The organism is Microbacterium sp. CIAB417 (assembly GCF_022788845.1).
In genome coordinates this window covers 1,018,330-1,035,417 of the sequence record NZ_JAHZUT010000002.1, presented here as the reverse complement: position 1 = coordinate 1,035,417, position 17,088 = coordinate 1,018,330, and the positions used below count along the sequence as shown (strand labels likewise).

The 17,088-nt window shown below is 70.3% G+C and carries 17 protein-coding genes; 3 read left to right on the top strand and 14 right to left on the bottom strand.

Annotated elements, in window-relative coordinates:
* Positions 1 to 50: 50 nt before the first annotated feature.
* The 8 genes from KYX17_RS11495 to prmC all read right to left on the bottom strand — a co-directional run bounded on the left by KYX17_RS11495 (position 51) and on the right by prmC (position 5,975).
* Positions 51 to 842, bottom strand: coding sequence for a F0F1 ATP synthase subunit delta (locus KYX17_RS11495; protein ID WP_243227109.1), 792 nt, complete (start codon positions 840 to 842; stop codon positions 51 to 53).
* Positions 842 to 1,396: a F0F1 ATP synthase subunit B gene (locus tag KYX17_RS11490; protein ID WP_243227108.1), complete on the bottom strand. Its 555-nt coding sequence runs from the start codon at positions 1,394 to 1,396 to the stop codon at positions 842 to 844. The genes KYX17_RS11495 and KYX17_RS11490 overlap by 1 nt, the downstream gene beginning before the upstream one ends.
* A gap of 29 nt (positions 1,397 to 1,425) precedes the next feature.
* A complete protein-coding gene (gene atpE / locus KYX17_RS11485; protein WP_243227107.1) occupies positions 1,426 to 1,665 on the bottom strand; it encodes a F0F1 ATP synthase subunit C in 240 nt (79 codons plus the stop codon).
* 43 nt (positions 1,666 to 1,708) lie between these two features.
* On the bottom strand, positions 1,709 to 2,545 hold the full coding sequence (atpB, locus tag KYX17_RS11480) for a F0F1 ATP synthase subunit A (RefSeq protein WP_243227106.1): 837 nt from the start codon (positions 2,543 to 2,545) through the stop codon (positions 1,709 to 1,711).
* 96 nt (positions 2,546 to 2,641) lie between these two features.
* Positions 2,642 to 3,154 (bottom strand): hypothetical protein, encoded by a 513-nt coding sequence (locus tag KYX17_RS11475; protein ID WP_243227105.1) that lies wholly within the window; start codon positions 3,152 to 3,154, stop codon positions 2,642 to 2,644.
* On the bottom strand, positions 3,151 to 4,314 hold the full coding sequence (locus KYX17_RS11470; protein ID WP_243227104.1) for an MraY family glycosyltransferase: 1,164 nt from the start codon (positions 4,312 to 4,314) through the stop codon (positions 3,151 to 3,153). Before KYX17_RS11470 ends, KYX17_RS11475 begins: the two co-directional genes overlap by 4 nt.
* Entirely contained in the window at positions 4,311 to 5,003 is a 693-nt protein-coding gene (locus KYX17_RS11465; RefSeq protein WP_243227103.1) for an L-threonylcarbamoyladenylate synthase, read from the bottom strand. Before KYX17_RS11465 ends, KYX17_RS11470 begins: the two co-directional genes overlap by 4 nt.
* Before the next feature lie 66 nt (positions 5,004 to 5,069).
* Positions 5,070 to 5,975 carry a peptide chain release factor N(5)-glutamine methyltransferase gene (prmC, locus tag KYX17_RS11460; protein WP_243227102.1) on the bottom strand — a complete coding sequence of 302 codons (906 nt, stop codon included), beginning with the start codon at positions 5,973 to 5,975 and terminating at the stop codon, positions 5,070 to 5,072.
* A 97-nt stretch (positions 5,976 to 6,072) separates the two neighbouring features.
* Here prmC and cysK point away from each other — a divergent pair, with 97 nt between their 5' ends.
* The 3 genes from cysK to KYX17_RS11445 all read left to right on the top strand — a co-directional run bounded on the left by cysK (position 6,073) and on the right by KYX17_RS11445 (position 9,090).
* Complete coding sequence (gene cysK / locus KYX17_RS11455) at positions 6,073 to 7,011, top strand: cysteine synthase A (RefSeq protein ID WP_243227101.1); 939 nt, start codon at positions 6,073 to 6,075, stop codon at positions 7,009 to 7,011.
* Positions 7,011 to 7,586 carry a serine O-acetyltransferase EpsC gene (epsC, locus tag KYX17_RS11450; RefSeq protein ID WP_243227100.1) on the top strand — a complete coding sequence of 192 codons (576 nt, stop codon included), beginning with the start codon at positions 7,011 to 7,013 and terminating at the stop codon, positions 7,584 to 7,586. Before cysK ends, epsC begins: the two co-directional genes overlap by 1 nt.
* Before the next feature lie 106 nt (positions 7,587 to 7,692).
* Complete coding sequence (locus KYX17_RS11445; RefSeq protein WP_243227099.1) at positions 7,693 to 9,090, top strand: amidase; 1,398 nt, start codon at positions 7,693 to 7,695, stop codon at positions 9,088 to 9,090.
* A 10-nt stretch (positions 9,091 to 9,100) separates the two neighbouring features.
* On the opposite strand, the gene prfA is transcribed toward KYX17_RS11445, so the two are convergent.
* The 6 genes from prfA to lysA form a co-directional block, all read right to left on the bottom strand.
* The gene (gene prfA / locus KYX17_RS11440) at positions 9,101 to 10,177 is read right to left on the bottom strand and encodes a peptide chain release factor 1 (protein WP_243227098.1); all 1,077 of its coding nucleotides are present in this window, start codon (positions 10,175 to 10,177) and stop codon (positions 9,101 to 9,103) included.
* Between the two features lie 26 nt (positions 10,178 to 10,203).
* The gene (gene rho, locus KYX17_RS11435) at positions 10,204 to 12,153 is read right to left on the bottom strand and encodes a transcription termination factor Rho (protein WP_243227097.1); all 1,950 of its coding nucleotides are present in this window, start codon (positions 12,151 to 12,153) and stop codon (positions 10,204 to 10,206) included.
* Between the two features lie 177 nt (positions 12,154 to 12,330).
* Positions 12,331 to 13,275 carry a homoserine kinase gene (thrB, locus tag KYX17_RS11430; protein ID WP_243227096.1) on the bottom strand — a complete coding sequence of 315 codons (945 nt, stop codon included), beginning with the start codon at positions 13,273 to 13,275 and terminating at the stop codon, positions 12,331 to 12,333.
* Positions 13,272 to 14,357 (bottom strand): threonine synthase, encoded by a 1,086-nt coding sequence (thrC, locus tag KYX17_RS11425; RefSeq protein WP_243227095.1) that lies wholly within the window; start codon positions 14,355 to 14,357, stop codon positions 13,272 to 13,274. The genes thrB and thrC overlap by 4 nt, the downstream gene beginning before the upstream one ends.
* A 1-nt stretch (position 14,358) precedes the next feature.
* Positions 14,359 to 15,681, bottom strand: a complete 1,323-nt coding sequence (locus KYX17_RS11420; RefSeq protein ID WP_243227094.1) for a homoserine dehydrogenase — start codon at positions 15,679 to 15,681, stop codon at positions 14,359 to 14,361.
* Entirely contained in the window at positions 15,678 to 17,075 is a 1,398-nt protein-coding gene (gene lysA / locus KYX17_RS11415; protein ID WP_243227093.1) for a diaminopimelate decarboxylase, read from the bottom strand. The genes KYX17_RS11420 and lysA overlap by 4 nt, the downstream gene beginning before the upstream one ends.
* Positions 17,076 to 17,088 lie beyond the last annotated feature (13 nt).

Here is a 17,088-nt window from a genome sequence, read left to right as displayed (position 1 = left end):
CCCCGAAGTCTCCGCGCCGAGCCGTGGGGGACGGTGCGGGAAGTCTGTGCTCAGCCCGCGAGGCGCTGGCGGAGATCGGCGAGCTTCGCGGAGATGCTCGCGTCGATGACGTCGTCGGCGATCTGCACACGCAGGCCGCCCACGATCGTCGGGTCGATGACGGTGTTGAGCGAGATCTCGGTGCCGTATTTCGCCGCGAGCGCCTGACGCAGACGCTCGGCCTGCGCGGGGGTCAGCGCGGTGGCGGAGACGACGGAGGCGACCACGCGACCGCGCTGCGCGGCGGCGAGTCCCATCGCCCACGAGAGCGCCTGCCGGATGCGTCGATCCGCCGACTGCTGCGCGATCGAGGAGACCACCAGCACCGTCGACGCGCTCGCACGGCCGCCCAGCAGCTTCTCGATCAGCGCGCCCTTGGCCGACGCGTTACCGAAACGACTGCCCAGAGCGAGCTCGAGCTCGGGGTTCTCTGCGACGGTCCGCGCGAACGCGAACAGCTCGCCCTCGAGGTCGACGTCCGGCTCGGCGACGGCCGCTGCGCGGATCGCCAGCTCCTCGACGCCCTCGACGAAGTCCTCCTCGGACGACCAGCGAACCGTGGCGGCCGAGGTCAGCAGCTGTACGGCGTTCGCCGAGAAGACCCGACCGAACACGTCCGAGACGACCTGGGAACGCGCGGCCGGCGCAGCGGCCGGGTCGGCGAGCGCTCCGGCCAGAGCGGGCGTCGAGCCGAGCAGACGTGCGGCCTGGAACAGCTCGCGGGCGACGGTGAGGTCGATTCCGCTCGCGTCACCGAGGACGGCGCCGACTCGAGCGCGGGCCTGCGTGGTCGCGCTTCCCATTACTTGGCCGCCTTCTCGGAGGCTTCGAGGTCGGCGAGGAAACGATCGACGACGCTCTGTGCGGTCGCGTCGTCGTCGAGCTTCGCACCGAGCACTCCGCCGGCGAGGTCGAGCGCGAGCGTGCCCACCTCTGAACGCAGCGCCGTGCGAGCGGTCTGCGTCTCCGCCTCGATCTGCGCGTGCGCCTGAGCAGTGAGGCGCGCAGCCTCGGCGGCGGCGTTCTCGCGGGACTCGGCGACGATCTTCTTGCCGTCCTCGCGGGCGGCCTCGCGGATCGCACCGGCTTCCTTGCGGGCCTCGGCGAGCTGAGCCGTGTACTCCTCGAGCGCGGCCTCTGCCTGACGCTGAGCCTCGTCGGCCTTGGCGATGTTGCCCTCGATGGCGGCGGAACGGGCGTCGAGCACCGTACCGATGCGCGGCAGCGCCACGCGCCACACCACGAGGACGATCACCAGCATGCAGACGCCCGACCAGATGATGTCGTAGTAGGCGGGCAGCAGCGGGTTGCCGGAGGCGCCCTCCTCGGCGGCGACTGTGACAAGAGCGTTCAGCATCTTGCCTCCTTATCGGTTGCTGACGTCGATCAAAGAGCGTTGAAGATGAACGGCGTCGCGATGCCGATCAGCGCGAGGATCTCGATGAAGGCGACACCGATGAACATCGTGGTCTGCAGACGACCGGCCAGCTCGGGCTGACGGGCGGTGGCCTCGATGGTCTTGCCGATCATGATGCCCAGGCCGATGGCGGGACCGATCGCCGCGAGGCCGTAACCGACCGTCGCGATGTTGCCCGTGATCGCGGCGAGAACCGTCGTAGCTTCCATGGGTCGTTTCCTTTCGTAGGGTGAACAGCCGTGCGGCCGTCCGTCAGTGCTCCTCGGCCACGGCGAGCTGGATGTACACCGCGGTGAGGACCGTGAACACGTACGCCTGAAGTGCGGCGACGAAGATCTCGAAGAGGGTGAAGGCGAAGCCGAGCGCGAGCGTGCCCGCCGCCAGGGGCATGAACCAGTTCAGGCTCAGGAGGAAGAACTGCGTCGCCGCGAAGAAGAGGACGAGCATGAGGTGCCCGACCATCATGTTCAGCAGCAGTCGCAGGAACAGCGAGACGGGCCGGGCGATGAAGGTCGAGATCAGCTCGACGATCGCGATGATCGGCACCAGGTAGACCGGCACGCCGCTGGGCACGAGCGAGTTCTTGACGAAGCGTCCGACACCGTGCTTGCGGATGCCCGCATAGATGAACAGCACGTAGGCGATGATCGCGAACACGAACGGCGCGCCGGCGACCGATGTGCCCGCGATGTTCAGACCGGGGATGACCCCCGTGAGGTTCATGAAGAGGATGCCGAAGAACAGTGCCGACAGGATCGGCATGAAGCGCTTGCCGTCCTTCTCTCCCAGCACCTGGTAGGCCACCTGGTCGCGCACGAAGCCGAAGCCGAGCTCGACGACGCTCTGGAAGCGGCCGGGCACGACGCGCATCCGTCGCGTTCCCCAGACGAGGAAGACGACCAGAACCAGCGTCGCGAGGACCTGGACCAGGTTGATCCGCGTGAACGCGAAGGGCGTGCCCTCGAAGAGGAGGATCTGCGGGAAGAAGTCCGAGATCGAGGGCGGGTGGAATTCGTTGTCCGCAGTGGGAAGCAGCGCGGCGAGCACGTTCGCTTGAGTCAACGGAGTGGCTCCAGCTTCTCGTGCCATGGCGACAGGCACGGGGGAATGATCGGGAACAGTCGTCCTCGGTAGGTTCCCAGCGTCGCCGCTGTCCACCTAGCCGTCGAGGCTGGAGAAAGCTTATCAAACGGATCGGGATGTGTCGGCCACGTCGGGATCATCTTCTCCCCCCTCCCCTTCGGTGTCGGCGAGCGTGGGCATCACGACGTCGGACGCAGCGGGCATCCGCATCCTCGCGAGCACGACGAGATCCACCACGAGCGAGGCGACCGCGGTCGCCAGCAGCGAGAAGTAGAACACCAGCGGCACGACCCAGTCGACCCGGGTCAGGACCACGAGCGCCACGATCACGAGGACGAACTTGAGCAGCCAGCCGCCCAGCACGACGCCGAAGAAGATCTGCAGGTAGGCCGGGGTGCCGAACCACCGGTTGGCGATCAGGATGCTGAGCGCCGTGAAGGCGGGGAACACGGCGCCGATGAGCGCACCCACCAGGCCGCTCGCGAGCCCTTCCCCTCCCGCGACGAAGAATCCGACGGCGGCGGCGGCGACCGTCAGGACGACGCCGACGATCGTCCCGAGCAGCAGCGTGGCACGCAGGATCGGTGTGCTGGAGACGGCGGGGCGGGTGGTCATGGGGATTCCTCGGCGATCACGTCGGGGGCTGCCGTTCTCGGGCGGCGCGCGGGCAGGAAGGTGACGACGAGGCAGGCCGCGACGCCGACCACGCCGAAGGCCACACCGATCCAGTACTGGCCGAACCAGTCCTCACGGGTGGCAATGTACATGAGCAGGAAGGTGATCCCGATGATCGCCGTCCACGCGTAGAAGATCAGTACCGCATCGCGATCGGAGTGGCCCATGTCGAGCATCCGGTGATGAAGATGCTTGCGATCCGGCGAGAAGGGCGACTTCCCCGCCCGCATCCGCCGGAAGACCGCGGATCCGAAGTCCAGGAGCGGCAGGATGACGACGGCGACGGGCAGCAGGATCGGGATGAACGCCCCGAGCAGCTGCGAGCGGCCGAGCTGGTCGGGATCGAGCGCCGCCGGAGAGAGGTTGCCGGTGATCGACACGGCGGAGGTGGCCATGAGCAGTCCCAGCATCAACGCGCCCGAGTCCCCCATGAACATCTTCGCGCGGTTCCAGTTGAACGGCAGGAAGCCCGCGCACGCGCCGACGAGGACGACGGCGATGAACGAGGAGAGGTTGAAGTAGTTGCTGGCCCCGATGTCGCGGGTCAGGATGTACGCGTAGACGAAGAAGATTCCGTTGGCGATCAGGCACACCCCCGCCACGAGGCCGTCGAGCCCGTCGATGAAGTTGACCGCGTTCATCACGATGACGATCGAGAAGACCGTGAGCGCGATGCTCATCCAGCTGGATCCGACCGTCACCCCGCCGATCGGCAGCGCATAGATCTGGATATTGCCGAACCACGCGACGATGCCCGCCGCGACGAACTGGGCGCCCAGCTTGATCATCCAGTCGAGATCCCAGAGATCGTCGGCGACGCCGACCAGGACGATCACCAGGGTCGCGGCGAGGATCGACAGCGTCGGCCACGGATTCGTCCAGAAGATCGAGAAGAACGGATTCGTGGAGGAGATGGCGAAGGCCGCGACCACCCCCAGGAACATCGCGATCCCGCCCAGACGCGGCGTCGGGCGGGTGTGGACGTCGCGTTCTCGGATCGCGGGATGGAGTTTGTACCGGATCGCGACACGCCAGACGGTCCACGACAGCGCCGCCGTGATGAGCGCCGTGACGACGGCGATCAGCAGGTACTGCGTCACGCGGAGTCGCCCGCGCCCTCATCCGGCTCCGGCTCGAGCCGGTCGCCCAGGATCTCCAGGATCTCGGACCGCTCGACAGCGCCGTAGCGGAGGATGCGGGCCTGTCCCGTACCCCCGAACGCGAGCGGCGTCGCGTCGAGGATCGTCGAGGGCACCCCGCGATCGCTCGCGCCGTCGTCGAGATACACCGAGACGCTGTCACCGAGCATTCCGAGCGCGGCGTGCGCGTCGACCGCGGCGGGCTTGCCGGTGAGATTCGCGCTCGAGACGGCCAGCGGGCCGGTCTCCTCGAGGAGCTCCAGCGCGAGCCGATGCGCGGGCATCCGGACAGCGACCGTGCCTCGGGTCTCCCCCAGATCCCACGACAGCGAGGGCTGAGCGGGCAGGACGACGGTGAGCCCGCCGGGCCAGTGCGCCTCGACGAGCCGCTCGATGGGCTCTGGCAGGTCGCTCACGAGCGCACGCACGGTCGACAGACCCGCGACGAGCACGGGCGGAGGCTGTTGGCGTCCGCGGCCCTTCGCTGCGAGCAGCGCCGCGACGGCAGCCGGGCTGAACGCGTCGGCCGCGACGCCGTAGACGGTGTCGGTGGGCATGACGACCAGCTCGCCGCGCGCGATCGCCTGGCGGGCTGCGCGCATACCGGCTAGCAGCTGCGACTCGTCGCGGCAGTCGTAGAGAGGGGACATGTCGGCTCCATTCTACGTGTGAGGCGGCCGCCGACCGAGGCGCGGGGCGGTGCTCACGTCGCGGGATCAGGGTCGGATGGCGGTGGTGGCCCGGTCACGCAGTGTGAGGTCGGGGTGCGTCGCGGCCGATCGCCATCCCGCCGCGGTGAGAACCTCGCGGACGGGCGCTCCCTGCACCTCGGCGTGCTCGATGATGATCGTGCCTCCGGGGTGGAGCAGCCGCAGTCCGACGCGGGCGAGCACACGCACGACGTCGAGGCCGTCCTCGCCGCCGTACAGCGCCTGCGGCGGATCGTAGAGGCGCACCTCAGGGTCGCGCGGAATCGCCTGCGCGGGGACGTACGGCGGGTTCGACACCAGAACGGAGACGCTCCGATCCAGTTCGGCGAACGCGTCCGCCAGATCGGCGAAGACGAGCCGAGCGTTCGGCGCGTTCACGCGGGCAAAGTTCTCCTTGGCCCAGATGAAGGCGTCGACGGAGTTCTCCGCGGCATGCACCCGTGCGTGCGGGACCTCGGTCGCCATCGCCAGCGCGATCGCGCCGGAACCCGTTCCGAGATCGACCGCGACCGGCTCGGGCGATGCGCTGGCACGCAGTGCGTCAATGGCCAGCTGGGCGACCATCTCGGTCTCGGGGCGCGGCACGAACACGCCGGGTCCCACGGAGAGCTCCAGATGCCGGAACGGCGCCACACCCGTCAGATGCTGCAGCGGCTCGCGTGCCGCACGGCGCTCGACGAGGCGCATGAGGCGCTCGAGCGCGCCGGTGTCGATGTCGGCCGCGCGGATGGCGGCGGCCTGCACCTCGCCGCGTCCGACTCCCAGCACGTGGGCAACGAGCAGCTCCGCATCGACGCGCGGGTCGACGATGCCGGCGCGCGCGAAGCGCGCCGAGACGTCTCCGAGGACGACGTCGATCCGCGAGGTCGCAGGCGCGTGGACGTGCTGATCGGAAGGCGTGGAAGGGCACATGAGCCCGCCCAGCCTACCCGCTGCGTCATACTCGGCCTTCGGCGGGATTGCTCCCCTAGGCTGGGCGCACCTCGTCCCCGACTCGAAAGGTCGCGTCATGCCCGGCATCCACTCCGACATCACCTCCGCTTTCGGCGAGACGCCTCTCGTGCGTCTGAACCGCGTGACGGAGGGCGTCGACGGCGTCGTCCTGGCCAAGCTCGAGTTCTACAACCCCGCCTCCAGCGTGAAGGACCGCCTCGGAATCGCGATCGTCGACGCGGCGGAGGCATCCGGCGAACTCAAGCCGGGCGGAACGATCGTCGAGTCCACGAGCGGCAACACGGGCATCGCCCTCGCGATGGTGGGAGCCGCCCGCGGTTACCGCGTCATCCTCACCATGCCCGCCTCGATGTCGAAGGAGCGCCGCATCCTGCTCAAGGCCTTCGGCGCCGAGCTCGTGCTCACCGACCCCACGAAGGGCATGTCGTTCGCCGTCGACGAGGCCAAGCGGATCGTCGACGAGACCCCCGGCGCCGTCTGGGCCCGCCAGTTCGAGAACGAGGCGAACCCCGCCATCCACCGCCGCACCACGGCCGAGGAGATCCTGCGCGACACCGACGGCAAAGTCGACTACTTCGTCGCGGGCATCGGTACGGGCGGCACGATCACGGGTGTCGGCGAAGTGCTCAAGGAGCGCGTGCCGGGCGTGAAGATCGTCGCCGTCGAGCCCGCCGACTCCCCCATCCTCACCAAGGGACACCCGGGACCCCACAAGATCCAGGGCATCGGGCCGAACTTCGTCCCCGCCATCCTCAACCGCGACATCATCGACGAGGTCATCGACGTCGAGTTCGACGACTCGATCCGCGTGGCTCGGGAGACCGCAGCCAAGGACGGCGTGCTCGTGGGCATGTCCAGCGGCGCCGCGATCTGGGCGGCCCTCCAGATCGCCGCACGCCCCGAGGCCGCCGGCAAGAACATCGTCGTCATCATCCCGTCCGCGGGCGAGCGCTACCTCACCACGGCGCTGTTCGAAGACCTCCGCGAGGACTGATGCCGCTCGCCGTGGTTCGCCGCATCCGGGAGGACATCGCCGCCGCCCGGATGCGCGACCCCGCCGCGCGCGGCGGGGTGGAGATCGCCCTGCTGTACCCCGGACTCCACGCGATCTGGGCGCACCGCGTCTGGCACGCGCTGTGGCGCCGACGTCTGCGCTTCGTCGCACGGGCGGGCTCGCAGCTCACGCGATGGCTCACGGGTATCGAGATCCACCCCGGGGCGCGGATCGGACGCCGCTTCTTCATCGATCACGGCATGGGTGTCGTGATCGGCGAGACGGCCGAGGTCGGTGACGACGTCATGCTCTACCACGGCGTCACCCTCGGCGGCCGCCAACGCGAAGGGGGCAAGCGGCACCCGACCCTCGGCGACGGTGTCGCGGTCGGCGCCGGCGCCAAGATCCTGGGGCCCGTGCACATCGGCGCGCACAGCGTCGTCGGAGCCAACGCTGTCGTCACCCGCGACGCCCCCGCCGACAGCGTGCTCGTGGGTGTACCGGCGAAGGCACGGCCGCGGGGGCGCGGCGAAGACACCCGTGCGCTGCTGACCGCCCCCGAGTACTCGATCTGACCCGCGACGTCCGCACGGCCCACTCGGGCCTCGGCGCCGCATCCGCATCACCGGCGCACTCCCGTACCGCCGTCGTGCACACGTCGCGGCGCCGTACGCTCGGAGGATGACCGAGCTGCACGAGCTGTCCCTCGTCGAGCTGGCGCGGATGCTGCAGGGCGACGAACTGGGCCCGCTCGATCCCACTCGGCACTACCTGTCGCGCATCGCCGCGCGCGCGGATCTGGGCGCGTTCGCCGAGGTCACCGCCGACGCCGCGCTCGAGCGTGCGGAACAGCTCGCCCGCGCGACCGCGCGCGGGCCCCTCTACGGCGTCCCCCACGCCGACAAGGATCTCGTGGCTCGGGCCGGCGTCCCCACGCGCTACGGCTCCCGTTCCCGCGCGGATCACGTCCCGGCCGAGTCCGATCCGCTGGCTGTCGCCCTCGACGCCGCGGGCGCCGTGAACGTCGGCAAGACGGCGACGAGCGAGTTCGGCCTCACCGGCTACACGGAGCCTCGGATCGGGTCACCGGCGCGCGATCCCTGGAATCCGGCGAACGGCGCCGGCGGCTCGAGCGGCGGCGCGGCGGTCGCCGTGGCCGCGGGTCTGCTGCCGGCCGCCGTGGGCTCGGACGGCGGCGGCTCGATCCGCATCCCCGCTGCGACGGTCGGCGTCGTGGGTCTCAAGCCGTCCCGGGGTCGTCTGCCGATCGGCTCGGGTCTGGACTCCCCCGACCAGCTCGCGGTGACGGGGCCCCTCGCACGCAGCGTCGCCGATGCCGCCTTCCTGTTCGACGTGCTGGCGCAGCTCGCGCCGTACCCGTACGCGACCGCGGCGCCCCCATCGGGCAGTCTCCTCGACGTCGTGCGACGCGCAGCGCAGCCCTCACGCATCGGGGTCACGACCGTCTCCCCATGGGACGACGACGAGGACATCCGCCTGGACCCCGATGCGCGCGAGGCCGTCTCGCGAGCCGCGACCTGGCTCGCCGGCGACGGACACGAGGTCGAGGACGCACCGTGGCGCCCGCGAGGCTACGCCGCCATGTTCCGCCGACTGTGGCGGGTCAGCGCGGCGCGGATCCCGCTGTCGGACACGGACAGCGATCTCGTCGAACCGCTGACCGCGTGGCTGGTGCAGCAGGGGCGCGGGCTGTCGGGCATCGAGACGTTGGAGACGCTGAGCGCCGCACGGGCGTTCGAACGTCAGACCGTCGCCGCCTTCGCGCCGTACGACGCGGTCCTCATGCCCGCCCTCGCGCAGTCGCCGCGCCCGGTGGGCTGGTACGACGGGCATGACCCGCTGCGCACTTTCGCACTCCAGGTGGAGTACGCGCCCTACTCGAGCTTCGTCAACGTCGCGGGGCTGCCCGCGGTGACGCTGCCGGTGACCGCCACCGCATCGGGGCATCCGGTGTCGGTGCAGCTCGTCGGTCGCCCCGGCGGCGAAGCGACGATCCTGTCGCTCGCGGCTCAGCTGGAGGACCGCCGCGGCGCGCTGCCGCATCCACCCGCGTGGTGACGCAGAGGGCTCACTCTCCCGCGAGCGCCGCCAATCGCGCCTCTTCGTCCGCGGCGATGGCGGAGTCGATGATCGGTCCCAGCGCACCGTCCATGACCTGATCGAGGTTGTAGGCCTTGTAGCCGGTGCGGTGGTCGGCGATGCGGTTCTCGGGGAAGTTGTACGTGCGGATGCGTTCGGAGCGGTCCATGCCGCGGATCTGCGAGCGTCGCGCATCGGATGCGGCGGCGTCCCGCTCCTCCTGCTGCTTGGCGAGCAGGCGGGCGCGCAGCACCCGCATCGCCGCCTCGCGGTTCTGCAGCTGGCTCTTCTCGTTCTGCATCGAGACGACGATGCCCGTGGGCACGTGCGTGATGCGAACAGCCGAGTCGGTCGTGTTGACCGACTGGCCGCCGGGGCCTGAGGAACGGAAGACGTCGATCTTCAGATCGTTCTGATCGATCTGGATCTCCTCCGGCTCATCGACCTCGGGGAAGACGAGAACGCCGGTCGTCGAGGTGTGGATGCGGCCCTGCGATTCCGTGGCCGGGACCCGCTGCACGCGGTGCACACCGCCCTCGTACTTCAGGTGGGCCCACACACCGGCGGCGGGGTCGGTGCTGGAGCCCTTGATCGCCACCTGGACGTCCTTGTAGCCGCCCAGATCCGATTCGTTGCGCTCGAGCAGCTCGGTCTTCCACCCCTGAGATGCCGCGTACTGCACGTACATGCGCAGCAGGTCCGCCGCGAACAGTGCGCTCTCGGCGCCGCCTTCGCCGGCCTTGATCTCCATGATCACGTCGCGCGCGTCATCGGGATCGCGCGGGATGAGCAGGCGTCGCAACCGCTCCTGGGCCGCGTCGCGCTGCTCCTCGAGCGCGGGCACCTCGTCGGCGAACGCCGCGTCCTCGCCCGCGAGCTCACGAGCCGCCGCCAGGTCGTCGACAGCGCCCTGCCACGCCTCATACGCGTGGACGATGCGGGAGAGCTCGGCATAGCGCCGGTTGACCCGCTTCGCCCGCGCGGCGTCGGCGTGCACGGCAGGGTCGGAGAGTTCCTCCTGGACCGCCCTGTGCTCGTCGAGGAGTCCGCGGACGGACTCGAACATGCCGGAATCGGACACGGCCGACGGGATCAGCGGATGTTGTTCTCGTGACCGTGCGAGTGCCCGCCCGAGGCCGGAGCCGGGATGGACTTCTGCATCTGCACGAGGAACTCGACGTTCGAGGACGTCTCCTTGAGCTTGCCCAGCACGACCTCGAGGGCCTGCTGCGGGTCGAGACCCGCCAGCGCGCGCCGAAGCTTCCAGGTGATCTTCACTTCGTCCGCCGACAGCAGCATCTCTTCGCGACGCGTGCTCGACGCGTTGACGTCGACCGCGGGGAAGATGCGCTTGTCGGCGAGCTGACGGCTGAGCCGCAGCTCGCTGTTGCCCGTTCCCTTGAACTCCTCGAAGATGACGTCGTCCATCTTCGAGCCGGTCTCCACCAGCGCCGTCGCGAGGATCGTCAGCGAGCCGCCGTTCTCGATGTTGCGCGCGGCGCCGAAGAAGCGCTTGGGCGGATAGAGGGCCGCGGCATCGACGCCGCCGGAGAGCACCCGACCGCTCGTCGGTGCCGACACGTTGTACGCGCGGCCCAGGCGGGTGATCGAGTCGAGCAGCACGACGACGTCCCGGCCGAGCTCGACGAGACGCTTGGCGCGCTCGATGGCGAGCTCGGCGACCGTGGTGTGGTCCTCGGCGGGGCGGTCGAAGGTCGAGGCGATGACCTCGCCCTTCACCGTGCGCTGCATGTCGGTGACCTCTTCGGGGCGCTCGTCGACGAGCACGACCATGAGGTGGACCTCGGGGTTGTTGTGGGCGATCGCGTTGGCGATCTGCTGCAGCACGATCGTCTTACCCGCCTTGGGAGGCGCGACGATGAGACCACGCTGGCCCTTGCCGATGGGAGCGACGAGATCGATGATGCGCTGCGTCAGCTTCTCGGGGGCCGTCTCCAGGCGCAGACGCTCCTGCGGATAGAGCGGGGTGAGCTTGCCGAACTCGACCCGCTCGGCTGCATCCTCGACGGAGAGGCCGTTGATCGCGTCGACCTTGACCAGCGCGTTGTACTTCTGACGGCCCGACTGCTCGCCCTCGCGGGGCTGCTTGATCGCCCCGACGACCGCGTCGCCCTTGCGGAGGTTGTACTTCTTGACCTGGCCGAGCGAGACGTAGACGTCGCTGGCGCCCGGCAGGTAGCCGGTCGTACGCACGAAGGCGTAGTTGTCGAGCACGTCGAGCACGCCGGCGATCGGGATGAGGACGTCGTCCTCGCCGATCTCCGTCTCGAACTCGTCGTTCTGCCCCTGGCCCCGACGCTTGTTGCGCTGGCGCCCGCGACCGGACTGCTGTTCGTCGTCCTCCGCGGCCGCGGGAGCGACGTTCTGGCTCTGGTTCTGCTGGCCGTTCTGGCCGGCGGCGCCCTGCGCGTTCTCGCGACGGTTCCGGTTGCGACTGCGGCTGCGACTGCGGCTGCGGCTGCTCTGCTCGCCCTCGGCGTTCTGCTCGGCCTCGGCGCCGGATGCGTTCTCGCCCGAGGCGTCGGCGGCGGGTGCCGCGTCGGCGGCCTCGGCGGGCGCGGTCTCGGACTCGGCCGGCGCGGCATCCGTCGATGCGACCTCGGCGGCGGCTTCCGGAGCCACGGGCTCCGCAGCGGCATCGGCGGTCTCAGCCGGGGCCTCCTCGGGGGCCGCAGCGGACTTGCGTGCGCGGCGCGGGGCCTTCTTGGCCGGCGCCTTCGCGGCGGGGGCCTCGTCGTCCGCGGCGGGGGCGGCTTCGGCGGGCGCCTCGGCGGCCGGAGCCTCGGATGCCGCGGGCGCCTCCTCGGCGACCTCGGCCGCAGCGGCGGCATCCGCCGCGGGCGCCTCAGCGCTCTTGGCCCGACGAGGGGCGCGCTTGCGCGGCGCCTTGACCGGGGCCTCGGCGACGGCGGCATCCGCGGCGGGCGCCTCGGATGCGGGCGCCTCGGTGGCGGGGACGGCCTCGGCGACGGTGTCGTCGACGTTCGCGTCGGTGGACTGGATCTCGGAGATGGACTCCACGAGTACTCCCTTGATGAAACGTGTGTCAGCGCGTGACCGCACAGAAGGCCCAACAGACAGGCATTCGTCTACACCCAGCGCATGCTCGGGATACGCGCGACGGCATCGCGGGGATGTGTCGCGGGTATGAGTGCAGGGGTCACGCGGCCGGTTCGCAGATTGCGACGGAGGCCAGATTCACGTCAGTGACGTGGCACCCTCCGCGTTGTCCCTCACTGTACCACCCTTGAAGTCGACCGCGAGCATGAGCGCCTCCCACGGAGTGTCCGCGTGCGCGGCGACCAGCTGGGCGGCTTCCAGCCGGCGTCCGGGGCCGTCGGCGAGCACGAGGACGGACGGTCCCGCGCCCGAGACGACCGCCGCGAACCCCTCCCGCCGCAGCGCCTGTACGAGGCGATCGGTCTCGGGCATCGCCGCTGCGCGATAGCTCTGGTGCAGCTTGTCCTCGGTGGCGGCCATGAGCAGCTCGGGGCTCTGCGTCAGCGCCGCGATCAGCAGCGCCGAGCGCGAGACGTTGAACACCGCATCCGCCCGCGAGAACTGGTCGGGCTGCAGGCCGCGCGCGACCGAGGTCGACATCGTGAACTCCGGCACGAAGACGATCGGGGACACGCCGCGATGCACCAACAGCTTCTTGTGCTGCGGACCGTTCTCGTCGACCCACGCGATCGTGAGCCCGCCGAAGAGGGCGGGCGCGACGTTGTCGGGATGGCCTTCGAGTTCCGTGGCCAGTCTCAGCAGCGTGTCGGCGTCGAGATCGGCCTCACCCTCGAGCAGTCCTTTGGCGGCCAAGAGCCCCGACACGACGGCGGCACCGGAGGAGCCCATCCCCCGTCCGTGCGGAATGACGTTGCGGGCGCGCAGGCGCAGGCCGGGCATCGGCAGACCCGCATCCGCGAAGGCGTGGGCGATGGCGCGCACGACGAGATGCGACCCGTCGCGCGGCACCTGCTCGGCGCCGGCACCTTCGACCTCGATCTCGAGCACGCCCGGCTCGAGGGCCTCGACCTCGAGCTCGTCGTAGACGCTCAGCGCGAGGCCGAGCGTGTCGAACCCGGGGCCGAGATTGGCGCTCGTGGCGGGCACGCGCACTGTCACCGCGCGACCCACGGCGACCGTCATTGAGAGGCCTGCGGGGCGAGCTCCAGCACCGAGGCGACCTCCGAGACGGAGTTGTCGACGACGGTGGGAGCGACCTCGCCGCCGGATGCGTCGCGCAGGGCCCACTGCGGGTCCTTGAGACCGTGGCCGGTGACGGTGAGCACGACGCGGGCGCCGGCGGGGATCACTCCGGCCTCAGCGCGATCGAGCAGACCCGCGACGGAGATCGCGGATGCGGGCTCGACGAAGACGCCGACCGTCTCGCTCAGCAGCTTCTGCGCGGCGAGGATACGGTCGTCCTCGATGGCGCCGAACCAGCCGTCCGTGGCGTCGCGTGCCTCGAGGGCGAACTGCCAGGAGGCGGGGTTTCCGATGCGGATGGCGCTGGCCACCGTCTCGGGGTTCTTGACGACCTCGCCGCGCACGAGCGGTGCGGAACCTGCCGCCTGGAGCCCGAACATCCGCGGCACCTTGGTGGAGACGCCGCGCTCGGCCTCTTCGGTGTAGCCGCGCGTGTAGGCGGTGTAGTTGCCCGCGTTGCCGACGGGGACGATGTGGAAGTCGGGGGCGTCGCCCAGCTGGGAGACGACTTCGTAGGCGGCCGTCTTCTGACCGTCGATGCGGTCGGGATTGACCGAGTTCACGAGGTGCACCGGGTAGTTCGCGGCGAGCTCGCGCGCGATCTCCAGGCAGTCGTCGAAGTTGCCGCGGATCTGGATGAGCCTGCCGCCGTGGGCGACGGCCTGGCTGAGCTTGCCCATCGCGATCTTGCCCTCGGGCACGAGCACGGCTGCGGTGATGCCCGCGTGCGCCGCGTAGGCCGCGGCCGATGCCGAGGTGTTGCCCGTGGAGGCGCAGATGACGGCCTTGGCGCCGTGCTCCACCGCGCGCGAGAGCGCGACGGTCATGCCGCGGTCCTTGAACGAGCCGGTGGGGTTCATGCCCTCGAACTTGACCCAGACCTCGGCACCGGTGCGGTGCGACAGTGCCGGTGCCGGGATCAGCGGGGTGCCGCCCTCGCCGAGCGTGACCACCGTGGAGGCGTCGGTCACGCCGAGGCGGTCGGCGTACTCGCGGAGGACTCCGCGCCAGAGGTGTGCCATGTCAGTCTCCTTCTACCCGCAGGACCGAGACGACCCGCTCGACGACGTCGCTGTCCGCGAGTCGGTCGACCGTGTCGCTGAGATCCTGCTCGCGTGCTTTGTGCGTTCCGATGACCAGGCGTGCCCGGCCCGAGTCTGCGCCGTCCTCGGCGATGACCGTCTGCTCGACCGTCGCGATCGAGACGTGCCCCTCGCTCAGCGTGCCGGCGATGTGGGCGAGCACGCCCGCCTGGTCGCTGACCTCGAGCGTGATCTGGTAGCGCGTCTGCGCGTGGCCGATCGGCAGGACCGGCAGGTTCGCGCGCGTGGACTCGCCCACCCCCACGCCGCCGGCGATGTGTCGACGGGCCGCGGAGACGACGTCGCCCAGCACGGCGGACGCGGTCTGCACCCCGCCGGCGCCGGCGCCGTAGAACATGAGCGAGCCGGCGGCCTCCGCCTCGACGAAGACCGCGTTGTTGGCCCCGTGGACGCTGGCGAGCGGGTGCGAGCGCGGCACCAGCGCCGGGTAGACCCGGACCGAGATCGCCTCGCCCGTGGGCGAATCCTGGCCGGTCAACCGTTCGCAGACCGCGAGCAGCTTGATGACGTAGCCGGCGTGACGAGCCGCATCCATCATCTGCGTGGTGATGGCGGTGATGCCCTCGCGGTGGACGGACTCGAGCGGGACGGCGGTGTGGAACGCGAGCGAGGCGAGGATCGCGGCCTTCTGCGCGGCGTCGTAACCCTCCACATCCGCGGTCGGGTCCGCCTCGGCGTAGCCGAGCGCCTGCGCCTGCGACAGGACGTCGGCGAACTCCGCTCCCTCGGTGTCCATGCGGTCGAGGATGTAGTTCGTGGTCCCGTTGACGATGCCCATGATGCGCTGCACGCGGTCGCCGGCCAGCGAGTCGCGCAGCGGGCGGATGATGGGGATGGCGCCGGCCGCCGCCGCCTCGTAGTAGACCTGCGCGCCGACCTGATCGGCGGCGTCGAAGATCTCGGAGCCGTAGGTCGCCAGCAGCGCCTTGTTGGCCGTCACGACGTCTGCGCCGGAGTTGATCGCCTGCAGCAGGTGGGTCCTCGCCGGCTCGATGCCGCCGATGAGCTCGATCACGATATCGGCACCGACGATCAGCGACTCGGCGTCGGTCGTGAAGAGCTCCTGCGGCAGGTCCACGTCGCGCGGGGCGTCGACATCGCGCACGGCGATGCCGGCGAGCTGGAGGCTCGCTCCTGCGCGGTCCGCGAGCTCGTCACCGTGCTTGAGCAGGAGCGCTGCGACCTGCGACCCGACAGCACCGGCTCCCAGCAGAGCGACGCGGAGGTGGCGATGGTCGATCATGAATCACCTTTCTGCGCGAGGACGGCATCGCGGGCGAGAAGATCATCGACCGTCTCGCCGTGCACGATGACACGCGCCTCGGCGTCACGCACCGCGACCACCGGGGGCCGCGGCATGTAGTTGTAGTTGCTCGACAGCGAGAAGCAGTAGGCGCCGGTGGCCGGCACTGCGAGCAGGTCGCCGGGGGCGACGTCGGCGGGGAGGTACTCGGCGTTCACGACGATGTCGCCCGACTCGCAGTGCGAGCCGACCACGCGCACGAGGGCGGGAGCCGCGTCGCTGACACGGGAGGCGATGCGGGCGGAGTAGTCGGCGCCGTAGAGCGCGGGACGGGCGTTGTCGCTCATCCCGCCGTCGACGCTGACGTAGGTGCGCACAAGCCCGTCGCCGAGGGCCACGGGCTTGACCGTTCCGACCTCGTACAGCGTGACACCCGCGGTTCCGACGATCGCGCGCCCGGGTTCGAACACCAGGGTCGGCACGGGCACGTCGAGGCGCGCACACGTCGAGGCGACCGCATCCACGATGGCATCCGCGAGATCCTCGATCACGGCGGGCCGCTGGTCACGGGTGTAGGCGATGCCGAAGCCGCCGCCGAGGTTGAGGACGTCGAGACCGCCGAGCTCCGCGTGGAGGGCGACCAGACGCTCGGCGGATGCGGCGAAGCCCTCCGAGCCGAAGATCTGGGAGCCGATGTGGCAGTGCAGCCCGACGAGCTCGACGCCGGGGATGGCGCGCACCAGAGCCGCCGCCTCACGGGCGCCGTCCAGAGAGAAACCGAACTTCTGGTCTTCGTGCGCCGTGGCGAGGAAGTCGTGGGTCTCGGCATGGATGCCCGTGTTGACGCGGATCAGCACCGGCTGCCTGCGGGAGGCGCCGTCGGTCACGGACGCGAGCCGGACGATCTCGTCGACGCTGTCCACGATGATCGTGCCGATGCCGATCTCGACGGCACGTGCCAACTGGCTCGCGGACTTGTTGTTGCCGTGCAGACCCAGCAGCGCAGGCTCCGCGCCCGCGGCCAATGCCACCGCGAGCTCGCCGGGGCTCGCGACGTCGATGCGCAGTCCCTCCTCGAGGACCCACTGCGCGACCGCCGCCGACAGGAAGGCCTTGCCCGCGTAGTAGACGCGCGCCTCGGCTCCGTGGCGGGCCGCGGCCCGCTGGAAGGCCGCCAGTGTGCGGCGGGCCCGGCCGCGCACCTCGTGCTCGTCGAGCACATAGAGAGGGGTGCCGAAGCGTGCGGCGAGCTCGCCCGCATCCACGCCGCCGATCTGCAGTCGACCATCCCGGCGGGAGGCGGATGCGGGCCACACGACGGGCGCGAGGTCGTTCGCGTCATCCGGCACGAGGAGCCACTCTTCGGCGGCGGCGCGGTCGTGCGAGGAGGACACTACGAGACCCAAT